The organism is Sphingomonas sp. Leaf198, from assembly GCF_001424005.1.
Classification (GTDB): domain Bacteria; phylum Pseudomonadota; class Alphaproteobacteria; order Sphingomonadales; family Sphingomonadaceae; genus Sphingomonas.
The window spans coordinates 618,519-629,519 of the sequence record NZ_LMPX01000002.1 but is presented as its reverse complement, the minus strand read 5'-3'; the positions used below and the strand labels follow the sequence as shown (position 1 = coordinate 629,519).

The 11,001-nt window shown below is 65.8% G+C and carries 10 protein-coding genes; 4 read left to right on the top strand and 6 right to left on the bottom strand.

The window, feature by feature from the left end; genetic code table 11:
* Nucleotides 1–23: 23 nt before the first annotated feature.
* Complete coding sequence (locus ASG20_RS09930) at nt 24–2,771, bottom strand: [protein-PII] uridylyltransferase (protein WP_056053000.1); 2,748 nt, start codon at nt 2,769–2,771, stop codon at nt 24–26.
* Between the two features lie 91 nt (nt 2,772–2,862).
* On the opposite strand from ASG20_RS09930, the gene ASG20_RS09925 reads away from it, so the two are divergent.
* Nucleotides 2,863–4,152 carry a homoserine dehydrogenase gene (locus tag ASG20_RS09925; protein WP_056051534.1) on the top strand — a complete coding sequence of 430 codons (1,290 nt, stop codon included), beginning with the start codon at nt 2,863–2,865 and terminating at the stop codon, nt 4,150–4,152.
* A gap of 247 nt (nt 4,153–4,399) precedes the next feature.
* Here the strand turns inward: ASG20_RS09925 and ASG20_RS09920 are convergent, their stop codons facing one another.
* From ASG20_RS09920 to ASG20_RS09900, 5 genes are all read right to left on the bottom strand, one after another.
* Nucleotides 4,400–4,861, bottom strand: a complete 462-nt coding sequence (locus tag ASG20_RS09920; protein WP_056051532.1) for a hypothetical protein — start codon at nt 4,859–4,861, stop codon at nt 4,400–4,402.
* A 15-nt stretch (nt 4,862–4,876) separates the two neighbouring features.
* Nucleotides 4,877–5,305 (bottom strand): hypothetical protein, encoded by a 429-nt coding sequence (locus tag ASG20_RS09915; protein WP_056051531.1) that lies wholly within the window; start codon nt 5,303–5,305, stop codon nt 4,877–4,879.
* Nucleotides 5,306–5,312: 7 nt separating this feature from the next.
* Nucleotides 5,313–5,666, bottom strand: coding sequence for a hypothetical protein (locus ASG20_RS09910; RefSeq protein ID WP_156364208.1), 354 nt, complete (start codon nt 5,664–5,666; stop codon nt 5,313–5,315).
* 54 nt (nt 5,667–5,720) lie between these two features.
* The gene (locus tag ASG20_RS09905; protein ID WP_056051527.1) at nt 5,721–6,164 is read right to left on the bottom strand and encodes a CoA-binding protein; all 444 of its coding nucleotides are present in this window, start codon (nt 6,162–6,164) and stop codon (nt 5,721–5,723) included.
* Between the two features lie 120 nt (nt 6,165–6,284).
* The gene (locus ASG20_RS09900) at nt 6,285–7,235 is read right to left on the bottom strand and encodes an Mrp/NBP35 family ATP-binding protein (protein ID WP_056052998.1); all 951 of its coding nucleotides are present in this window, start codon (nt 7,233–7,235) and stop codon (nt 6,285–6,287) included.
* A gap of 70 nt (nt 7,236–7,305) precedes the next feature.
* Between ASG20_RS09900 and hflK the strand changes: the two genes are divergently transcribed.
* The 3 genes from hflK to ASG20_RS09885 all read left to right on the top strand — a co-directional run bounded on the left by hflK (nt 7,306) and on the right by ASG20_RS09885 (nt 10,961).
* Nucleotides 7,306–8,439 carry a protease modulator HflK gene (hflK, locus tag ASG20_RS09895; protein WP_056051525.1) on the top strand — a complete coding sequence of 378 codons (1,134 nt, stop codon included), beginning with the start codon at nt 7,306–7,308 and terminating at the stop codon, nt 8,437–8,439.
* Nucleotides 8,436–9,302 carry a protease modulator HflC gene (gene hflC, locus ASG20_RS09890; protein ID WP_231420249.1) on the top strand — a complete coding sequence of 289 codons (867 nt, stop codon included), beginning with the start codon at nt 8,436–8,438 and terminating at the stop codon, nt 9,300–9,302. The genes hflK and hflC overlap by 4 nt, the downstream gene beginning before the upstream one ends.
* 102 nt (nt 9,303–9,404) lie before the next feature.
* Nucleotides 9,405–10,961, top strand: a complete 1,557-nt coding sequence (locus ASG20_RS09885) for a Do family serine endopeptidase (RefSeq protein ID WP_056051523.1) — start codon at nt 9,405–9,407, stop codon at nt 10,959–10,961.
* Nucleotides 10,962–11,001 lie beyond the last annotated feature (40 nt).

The following is an 11,001-nucleotide window of genomic DNA, read 5'->3' as shown; positions in this document are numbered from 1 at the left end:
TTTCGCGGGAGAACGAGGCGAGATTACGCCGCTAGATCGATCTCTTCACCTGCAGCCGCCGCCAGCAACCGTCGCTCCAGCGTTCTCAACCGAGCGGGCTGGGTGATCCGGTCGCCCGTCAAATCCGTGATGTAGAATGTATCCACCGCGCGCTCGCCGTACGTCGCGACATGCGCGGAGTGGATCGTTACCTTCGACTGGAACAGCGCGTTGGCGAGCTGGTTGAGCAGCGCCGGTCGATCGCGCGCATTGACTTCGACCACCGTGAACCGGTTCGACGCCTTGTTGTCGACCAGCGCATTCGGGACGATGTCGAACGCCTCCGCGCGCGTGCGGGGCAATGGCTTGGCCACCAGCCGGTCGGCGAGCTTGCCGCGGTTGGCGAGCGCATCCTCGATCGCGGTCTTCAGCCGCGAGAGCTGACCGGATTCGTCGAACGGCCGTCCGAACGGGTCTTGCACGAGGAAATTATCGATCGCCATGCCGTCACGGGTGGTATGGATCCGTGCATCGATGATGTTGCCGCCAGCGACATGGATCGCACCGGCGATGCGGTAGAACAGCCCCGGGTGATCGGCCGCGTAGATCGTCACCAGTGTCGCGCCGCGCCCCGGATAGACATGCGCGTCGATCGCGAGCTGAGCTTCGCCGGTGGCGGCGAGGAAGCGGGCGTTGTGCGCGAGGACGTCTTCCGGTTCGGCGATCCAATACGCTTCGGGCAGGCGGTGGACGAGCGTCGCGAACGTCGCTTCGTCCCAGCCAAGTGCGTCGCGCAGATGCTCCTGCTTGGCGGCGATCCGCTCGGCCCGCCCCTTTTGTTTGTGACCAAGCCGCAGAACCTCCTCCGCCGCCTCGTACAGGTCGCCGAGCAACTGGCGCTTCCAGCCGTTCCACACTCCGGGCCCGACCGCACGGATGTCGACGATTGTCAGCGTCAGCAGCAGGCGCAACCGCTCCGGGCTTTGCACTACGTCGCAGAAGTCGAGGATCGTCTTGAAGTCGCTGAGATCACGCTTGAACGCCGTCGCCGACATCAGGAGATGCCAGCGAACAAGCCAGGCGACGGTCTCGGTCTCGGCCGGTGTTAAGCCGAAACGTGGGCATAACCGCTGTGCCACCTCCGCGCCCAAGATCGAGTGATCGCCGCCCCGGCCCTTGGCGATGTCGTGCAGCAGCACCGCGACGTACAGCGCGCGTCGCGACACGATCTGTTCGAAGATGGCGCTGGCTAGAGGATGATCCTCCTTCAAAACGCCGCTCTCGATCCGTGCTAGCAGCCCGATCGCGCGGATGGTGTGCTCGTCGACCGTATAGTGATGATACATGTCGAACTGCATCTGCGCGACGACACGCGCGAAATCGGGCACGAACCGGCCAAACACGCCTGCCTCGTTCATCCAGCGCAGCACGAGCTCGGGATCGCGCGGCGAGGTCAGCACGTCGAGGAACAGGGCGTTGGCGGTTGGACTGTTGCGCACGTCGTCGACGAGTTTCGCGTCGCGAGCGGCGGCGCGCATAGCCAGCGGGTGGATCTCGACGCCATGCTTGTCGGCGAGCTGGAAGATCTCGATCAGCCGTTCGGGATCGGCCTGGAAGAAGTCGTCGCTCGGTAGCGCCAACCGTCCGCGATCGAGCACGAAGCCATTGAGCTTCCGCGGCGAACGGCGGATCGTCGGTAATCCGAAGCGCCGGCCGCGTGCCGCGAACTTTTCGTCGAGATGCGCGAGGAAGACGCCGCTGAGCGTACCGACGGTCTTTGCCTGCAGGAAGTAGAACTGCATGAACCGCTCGACCTTCGACTTTCCCGGTCGGTCGGAGAACCGCATCCGGTCGGCGATCTCGCGTTGCAGGTCGAACGTCAGCCGGTCCTCGGCGCGCCCAGTGATGCTGTGCAGGTGGCAGCGTACCGCCTGGAAGAAATTGTCGGCACGGTGGAACAGCCGATATTCGGCCTTGGTGAACAGTCCGACCCCGACCAGTTCGGCGGCGCGCTGGACGTCGTAGATGTATTTGCCGATCCAAAACAATGCGTGAAGATCGCGCAGGCCGCCCTTGCCCTCCTTGACGTTGGGTTCGACGACATAGCGCGTGTCGCCCATCTTCCGGTGGCGCGCGTCGCGCTCGGCGAGCTTGTCGGCGATGAAGGTGCGCGCGGTGTCGGCCTGGACCTCGGTCTTGAAGCGGTGCGACGCCTGTTCATACAGTTCGGTGTCGCCGCAGACGTAGCGTGCTTCGAGAAGCGCGGTGCGGACGGTGACGTCGCTCTTGGCCTGGCGGACCATCTCGTCGAGCGATCGGCTCGATTGGCCGAGCTTCAGTCCGAGATCCCATAGCGCGTAGAGCATCGATTCGATCACGCGCTCCGCCCAGGGCGTCTGTTTGCCGGGGGTGAGGAAGCCGATATCGACGTCAGAATGCGGTGCCATCTCCGCGCGGCCATAGCCGCCGACTGCGATCAGCGTCAGGCGCTCGCCGCTCGTCGGGTTGGGGAGCGGATAGAGCCGCTGTGTAGTGAAATCGAACAGGATGCGGAGCAGCGCGTCGATGAGATATGCCTGCGCACTCGATGCTTCCAATCCCCGCGAGGGGTGTTCGACCAGACGACGTTCGACCTCGACCCGGCCCTTCTCCAGCGCGGCTTTCAGCAGGGCAGTTGCGTCGCGGCGAAGCGCGGTGGGATCGACGCCTTCCAAGGCGGCAATCGTTTCGGCGACGGCGCGGCGATCTATGATCGTGCGACGGTTGGGGAGGTGATCGAAGCGGCCGGACATGACGCCCAGATAGGGGCGCCGCGCGCGTGCGTCATCAGGATTGCGCAAAACGTCCGCGAAACGTAACCGGACGCGCGAGTGGAGGACGAAAATGAGCGAACCATTGCGCGTGGCCCTTGCGGGTCTGGGAACCGTTGGCGGCGGTGTGATCCGATTGCTGGATGCCAACCGCGAGTTGATTGCGCGGCGGGCTGGTCGCGAGATCGAGATCGTCGCGGTCTCCGCGCGCGACCGCGGCAAGGATCGCGGCGTCGATCTGTCGCGGTTTGCGTGGGTCGATGACACGACGGCGCTGGCGAAACAGCCGGGGGCTGATGTCGTGGTCGAACTGATCGGTGGTTCCGACGGACCTGCGCTGACGCTCGCGCGCAGCACGCTGGCGGCGGGGCGCAACTTCGTCACCGCGAACAAGGCGATGATCGCGCATCACGGGCTCGAACTCGCGCAGGCGGCGGAGACGGCCGGGGTCGCGCTTAAATTCGAAGCGGCGGTCGCAGGCGGCATCCCGGTCATCAAGGGGCTGCGGGAGGGCGCTGCGGCCAACGAGATCGCTCGCGTGTACGGCATCCTCAACGGCACCTGCAATTTCATCCTGTCGAAGATGGAATCGGAAGGCCGCGACTTTGCCGAGGTGCTCGCCGAAGCACAGGCGCTGGGGTTCGCCGAATCCGATCCGAGCTTTGACATCGACGGCGTGGATGCGGCGCACAAGCTGTCGATCCTTGCGGCGGTCGCGTTCGGGACGCAGCCGGCGTTCGACGACGTTGCGATCAGCGGCATCCGGCATCTGCTCGGCGCGGATATCGCCGAGGCGGCGGCGTTGGGGTATCGCGTGCGACTGCTCGGGCTGGCGGAAGCGGGCGCGGACGGACTGTTCCAGCGTGTCCATCCGCATCTGGTGCCGATCGATCATCCGCTGGCGCACGTCACCGGGTCGCTGAACGCGGTCGTGGCGGAGGGCAATTTCGTCGGCCGGTTGCTGTTCCAGGGCGCTGGCGCGGGCGATGGCCCGACCGCGAGTGCGGTAGTGGCCGACCTGATCGACATCGCGCGTGGCGAGTTCGGTCCGCCGTTCGCGATGCCGGTGGTGTCGCTGACCGCCGCTCCCAAGGCGGACAGCGGCGAGCGGAGGGGGCGTGCGTATTTGCGGTTCACCGTCGCGGACCGGGTTGGCGTGCTGGCCGAGATCGCAGCGGCGATGCGCGACGCGGGTGTCTCGATCGAGAGCCTGATCCAGCGCGGCGCGATCGCCGATGGCAGCGTTTTGGTAGCGATCGTGACGCACGAGAGCCCGGAACGCTCGATCGCGCAGGCGCTGGAGAAACTGCGCGGGTCGCAGAGCCTAGTGGGCCAGCCGATGTGGATGCATATTCTGGATTGAGGGGAGGGCGGTAATGACCGCCACGCCCGCCTAAAGGCTACCACCCCGGCGGAGGCCGGGGCCCAATCGGAAAGGTCGCAGTAGCGGCCATGCGCCTCGTTACTAACGTCCCCCAATCGGGCCCCGGCCTTAGCCGGAGTGGAGGACAGCTAGGCAACCTCCTCCTTGTTCTCCCGCGACGGCGGGAATCCAGACTGGGTCCCCGCCTTCGCGGGGCAACATTCTGCCTTTGTCAGCGGAGGCGCGTCTACCTCACCGGATCATTCAGCACGATCGGCATGCGGTTCGACGTGTCCGGCTTCTTGCGGAACTTCCGTCCGACATCGCGCACCAGCGCCATGGCATCCTTCCCCTCGCCATTCTCGCAGCAGCTATGCGGATCGATCAGCGCGCCGATGCCGCGGATCAGCACCACCGGCACCGTCAGCAGATCGACCCCGGTGCACCCACCCGGCGGACACACCGGGCCCGCATTGTCGAGCGCAGCACGCGGATCGCCGGTCGGCTGGCGCGGTCGATCCTGCGGCGGGCGTTCTTTGGGTAGCGGAAGGCGTTGCTCGGCCGTCCCCTTGCCGCCGCAGACGATGATTTCGGTCGGGCTCGAACCGGGACAGGCCGGCGGGTTCAGGATCGACCAGCGCTGCGGCGGGGGAGCGACGATCGGGATGGCAGGCACGGCGGTTTGCAGCAGGATCGGCAGCAGGATCACAGCGTCTCCAAAGCCTTAGTTGACGGTGCCGACGGGGCCGTCGAGGTCGATCGGCACGCGACCACGCTTGTCTGGTTTCTTCGCCAATGCGCTCTTGATCAGTCCGACTGCCGCCTTTGCGATCGGGGCGATCGGTGGGCCAAAGCCAACCTGGCATCCGCGCTGGCTGGCCGCGCAGGGCGTGCCCTCCAGTTGCAGCGCACGGACGGCGCTGAGTTCGGGATTGGACGCGACCGCACGGTCGGGCGGGCCGCGTTCGTCCGGCAGCGGCAGGCGCGGGCTGTTCGCCGCGGGGCCACCGCAGACGATGATCTCACTGCCGTCCTTCGACGCCGCCGCACATGGATCGACCAAAATCGAAAAGCGCTCGGGCAGGGGTGTTTGCGTAGACGCAGCCGTTGGTGCGGCTTGCGCGAGCATCGAGAGCAGGACGGTTATGATCATCGGGCCGTCACGGTGCTGTCGGACGCATCCCGCCGGCTTTAACGTCCCCGGAGCCCTCGCCGGGACCGAAGCCAACGGTTGCCCGCACGCCAGCGCTACCCCCGCCTACCAGAAATGGCCCCATATCTTCCATCGGCGTACGCGCATGGACCAAAGCTGACCGCTGTTCGGTTACCATATCCCGACGTTCGACGACACGCGTAGCAAGCGGCACACGGAACCGGTCGGCATGTCGCATCCCACAGACCGTGATATCGGTCTCGTCAGCGCTCTGGATACAGGGTTTCTCGGCGGCCATGCGCGCCTTTGCGGTGGCGATCAGCGGGTCCTCGATCAGTAACGACAGCAGCATCGCGAGCATGAGCGCCTCCAGCCAGATCCGCAGCCTGACTGCGATCGGCCGGGGTAGCAAGCGTCATTCGCTGGTGGTTGCGTCAATCTTGGCGACACCAAGCCGGGGAATGTCGATTGCCGGACACCGATCCATCACCACCTTCAGTCCCGCGGTTTCGGCACGTGCGGCAGCGTCTTCGTTGATGACGCCAAGCTGCATCCACACCGCTTTTGCCCCCGCCGCGATGGCCTGGTCGACGGCCTCACCGGCAGCCGCCGAGTTGCGGAAGATGTCGACGATGTCGATCGGATCGCCGAGTTGCGACAGGTCGCGAAAGACGAACTCGCCGTGGACATGCTCACCGGTGATCTGCGGGTTTATCGGGATCACCCGGTAGCCGTGCGCCTGGAGCTTGGCCATCACGCCGTAGGAGGGGCGATCGGGGCGGTCGGAGGCGCCGATCAACGCGATCGTTCGTGCGCCTTCGAGCAAAGCCTTGATGTCGGCATCGGCGGTCAACGGCATCGATGCTCTCCAAAGAACGGGCCAAAAAAGGGGCCGTCGGGAAACCTGGTCCGCTCGTACCGCAACTCAACACGTCGGGTACGACCGGTAATCAGACAACGTGGATCAGGCCCGTGGGTTTCACAGTTTCCCGAGCCATGCGACGACCTGAGCCGCAATCGGCATGAACACCGTATCGCCCGGATCCGACGCCGGCGGCGTGCCCGCATCGGAGGCGGTGCGGATCGAGATCGTCAGCGGGACGCGGCCGAGAAACGGGATGCCGAGTTCACGCGCCGCTGCTTCCGCGCCGCCATTGCCAAACGGGTCCGATGCCTCGCCGCAATGCGGGCAGATATAGCCCGCCATGTTCTCGACCAGTCCGATGATCGGGATGCCGGCCTTCTCGAACAGATCGATCGCGCGGCGCGCATCGATCAGCGCGAGATCCTGCGGGGTCGAGACGATCACCGCCCCCGCCGGCCGATATTTCTGGACCATCGTCAGCTGCACATCGCCGGTACCAGGTGGGAGGTCGAGCACCAGCGTATCGGTGACGCCCCAGTCGGCCTCGACCAGTTGGCCGAGCGCCCCCGCCGCCATTGGCCCGCGCCACGCGATCGCCTTGCCCGGCTCGACGAGCTGGCCCATCGAAAGCAATGGCACGCCATACGGGGTGGGGACGGGGTCGAGCACCTTGTCCTTCGCGGTCGGTCGCGTGCCCTCGACGTTCATCAGCCGGGGCTGCGACGGACCGTAGATATCGGCGTCGACCAGCCCGACGCGGCGCCCCGCACGCGACATCGCGATGGCGAGGTTGGCCGCGAGCGTGGATTTGCCGACGCCGCCCTTGCCGCTGGCCACCGCGATCAGCCGGCGGGTCGAGCGTTCCGCAGTGACGGCGATCCGCACTTCGGTCACGCCGGGCTGCGTCGCGGCCATCCGGACGGTCGCCTCCAGCGCATCGCGCGCCTGCGGGTCGAGCCCGGTCGCATCGATGATGATGCCTGCTCGCGTCCCTTCGAGCCGGACGGTCGCCCGCTTGCCCGCCACTACGGCAACCGCCGCCTTTACCGCTTCGATGTCGATCATCCGCGCCAGATAGGGCCGCGAAGGCCGCTTGGCACTGTTTTTCCGCCAGCGCACACCTATAAAGGTTGGTATGACGATCTTCTCGCGCTGGTTCCAGCGCCCCGATATCCTCGCCACCGAAACTCCGAAGGGCCCTTGGGGCGGCTCGGGCGACGACGGTAATTCCGGCCCGCGCAATCCTTGGGCGCAACCGCCTGGTGGTCGCAAGCCAGCCGCCAAGCCAACCGCGCTCGACGAGTTCCTGCGTAAAGCGCGCGGCTCTGGCGGCGGCGGTGGCGGCACTGGAGGCTTCGGCGGCCTGCCCTCGGGCGCTAACGCCCGCGCGCTGTGGGCGATCGGCGTTGCGATCATCGCGGTCGTGTGGATCCTGTTCACCTCGGTCCACCAGATCGGTCCGCAGCAGCGCGGCGTCGTCACCTATTTCGGCAAATACGCCGGCACGCTCGATCCGGGCGTTCGCCTGACGATGCCCGCGCCGATTTCCGACGTGACGGTGGTCGACGTACAGAAGATCCGCACCGACAATTTCCCGACCGGGGACGGCGAGAATTTGACGCTGACAGGCGACCAGAACATCATCGATCTCGCATATTCGGTGCGCTGGGATATTTCCGATCCACGCGATTACGTGTTCCAGCTCGCGGAGCCGAACGAGACCGTCCGCGCTGCCGCCGAGAGCGCGATGCGCGCAGTGGTCGCGACGACGACACTCGACCAGGCGATCGGCACCGGTCGTACCGTGATCGAGCAGCGTGTCGCCGACCTGACCCAGCAGATCCTCAACGACTACAAGTCGGGCGTCCGTATCCAGGGCGTCGCGATCAAGCAGGCTGCCGCGCCGGCAAGGATCGTCGAGGACTTCAACGCGGTTACCGCCGCGCAGCAGGAGGCGATCGCCAACCTCAACCAGTCGCGCTCGTACGCGCAGCAGGTCGTGGCGCGCGCGCAGGGCGAGGCCGCGTCGTTCGACAAGGTCTACGAGCAGTACAAGCTCGCGCCAGAAGTGACGCGCCGTCGTATGTATTATGAGACGATGGAGGCGGTGCTCGCCAAGAGCGACAAGACGATCGTCGAGACGCCGGGCGGGGTGGTGCCGTATCTGCCGCTGTCGAACGCCAAGCGCCTACCGAATCCCGAGGTAGTCACGCCAGCGCCCGCCGCTGCCGCCGCGGCACCTCAAGCTCAGCCTGGAGCTGCCCAGTGAACGCCGTGAGTTTCCGCAATCCGATCGTCGCGGGTATCGTCGCGCTGCTGCTGGTGATCCTCGCTGCATCGACCTTCGCGATCGTCCCCGAGACCAAGCAGGCGGTGATCCTGCGCTTCGGTCAGCCGATCCGTACCGTCAACGCGTGGCAGCCAAACACCCCGTTCGGCCAGACCGGCGCCGGCCTGATCGCGCGCATTCCGTTCGTCGACCGGATCGTCTGGATCGACAAGCGCGTGCAGGACCTGGAGCTCGACAACACGCTGGTGCTGTCGACCGATCAGCTCCGCCTCGAGGTCGATGCGTATGCGCGCTACCGGATCGTCGATCCGCGCAAGATGCGTAATGCGGTTGGTAGCGAGGACCGGATCCCCGATCAGCTTCGCCCGATCCTCGGTTCTGCGTTGCGGAACGAACTCGGCAAGCGGCGCTTCGTCGAACTCCTGAGCCCCGAGCGGTCTGAGCTGATGGACAACATCCAGAAGGGTCTCCAGCGCGTCGCCAGCCAGTACGGCGTCGAGATCGTCGACGTCCGTATCAAGCAGGCGAACCTGCCCGTCGGTCTGCCGCTCGAAAGCGCGCTCAAGCGCATGTCGAGTGCGCGCCAGCAGGAGGCGATCACGATCCGTGCCGAAGGTCAGAAGCAGGCGCAGATCGTTCGTGCGCAGGCGGATGCGGATTCCGCGAAGATCTATGCCGAAAGCTTTGGCAAGGACGCGGACTTCTACGACTTCTACCGCGCGATGCAGTCGTATCGCCACACATTCGGCGCGGATGGCGGTCCGGCACCCGAGGGATCGACCTCGATCATTCTTTCGCCGAACAACAGCTATTTGCGGGAATTCGAGGGCCGCGGGCGTTGAGCCTGCGGAACCTTTGAACGCCCGTTCATATTCAAGCATCATTCAGGACGGTGTCCCTACGGGATACCTGTTTCGATTGATGAAACGAGAGGACAACATCTAGTGCGTTACGCCTACGCCATTACCAGTGCTCTTCTCCTCGGCGGCGCGACCGCGACGCTCGCGCTTCAGCCGAGCGGCGCGCAGGTCGCGCAGAACGAACCCGGTGCGATCCAGGCGGTCTCGCCTAAGCCCGGCGCGCCGATGAGCTTCGCCGACATGGTCGCACGGCTCCAGCCTGCGGTCGTCAACATCTCGACCAAGCAGACGATCGTCCAGAAGCAGCAGGCCAATCCGTTCGCGGGCACGCCGTTCGGCGACCTGTTCGGCGGCATGGGCGGCGGTGGTCAGGGTGGCGCGCCGGTGAAGCGCGAAGGCGCCTCGCTCGGCTCGGGCTTCCTGATTTCGCCCGATGGCTATGTCGTCACGAACAACCACGTGATTTCGCCGGGTGCACAGGGTGCGACGGTCGATTCGATCACCGTGACGCTCAGCGACAAAAAGGAATATGTCGCCAAGGTCATCGGCAAGGATCAGGAATCCGATCTCGCGCTGCTCAAGATCGATGCAAAGAACCTGCCGTTCGTGAAGTTCGGCGATTCCAACGGCGCGCGCGTCGGCGACTGGGTCGTCGCGATCGGCGAGCCGTTCGGCCTTGGCGGTACCGTCACCGCGGGCATCGTCTCGGCGATCAACCGCGTCACCGGCCAGGGCGGTGCTTATGACCGCTTCATCCAGACGGATGCGTCGATCAACCAGGGCAACTCCGGTGGTCCGATGTTCGACCTCAACGGCAACGTGATCGGCGTGAACTCGCAGATCTTCAGCCAGTCGGGTGGTAACATCGGTATCGGCTTCGCGATCCCCGCAGCGGTCGCCAAGCCGATCATCGCGACCTTCATGAAGGGCGGCACGATCGAGCGCGGCTATATCGGCGTTCAGCTGCAGCCGGGCGGCACGATCAACGAGGATACCGCCGCGGCACTCGGCATCCCCAAAAACCAGGGCGAGCTGATCAACGACGTGACCGCGGGCGGCCCGGCGGCAAAGGCCGGCGTGCGTGCGGGCGACGTCGTGACCAAGGTCAACGGCCAGCCGGTGACGGTCGACCAGTCGCTGTCCTATCTGGTCTCGAACGTGAAGCCCGGTCAGACCGCGCGTCTCGACATCCTGCGCAACGGCAAGCCGACTTCGGCGAACGTCGTCGTGGTGCCGCGTCCAAGCGCGGACAAGCTGGCGGCTGTGGTCGGCGGCGATGCGCAAGGCTTCGGCTCAGACGACGGTGACGACGGCGATGACTCGGCCACGCCCGCCGCACCGGTGGCAGGCGCAGCGCTTGGCATCGGCGTCCAGCCGCTGACCCCGGCGATCGCGCAGGCGGTCGGCGTCGAAGCCAGCACGCAGGGCGTCGTTATCGCCGTGGTCGCGCAGACCAGCGACGCGTATGGCAAGCTCAAGCGCGGCGACGTCATCATCTCGGTCAACGGCACGCCCGTTCGCACCGCGGTCGACGTCCAGAACGCTGTCAATACGGCCAAGTCCGCCGGCCGCCCGCAGGTCCTGTTGCAGGTCAAGCGCGGCCGTAGCCCGGCCACGTTCCTGCCGGTCAAGATCAAGTAATCCACGACCGATACGATCGACACGAAAGGACCGCCGCTCC

Coding starts and splice junctions, on each gene's coding strand:
- ASG20_RS09910 (WP_156364208.1), bottom strand. CDS start 5,666: ATGCTCGCGATGCTGCTGTCGTTACTGATCGAGGACCCGCTGATCGCC.
- hflK (WP_056051525.1), top strand. CDS start 7,306: ATGACGATCTTCTCGCGCTGGTTCCAGCGCCCCGATATCCTCGCCACC.
- ASG20_RS09930 (WP_056053000.1), bottom strand. CDS start 2,771: ATGTCCGGCCGCTTCGATCACCTCCCCAACCGTCGCACGATCATAGAT.
- ASG20_RS09915 (WP_056051531.1), bottom strand. CDS start 5,305: ATGATCATAACCGTCCTGCTCTCGATGCTCGCGCAAGCCGCACCAACG.
- ASG20_RS09900 (WP_056052998.1), bottom strand. CDS start 7,235: ATGATCGACATCGAAGCGGTAAAGGCGGCGGTTGCCGTAGTGGCGGGC.
- ASG20_RS09905 (WP_056051527.1), bottom strand. CDS start 6,164: ATGCCGTTGACCGCCGATGCCGACATCAAGGCTTTGCTCGAAGGCGCA.
- ASG20_RS09925 (WP_056051534.1), top strand. CDS start 2,863: ATGAGCGAACCATTGCGCGTGGCCCTTGCGGGTCTGGGAACCGTTGGC.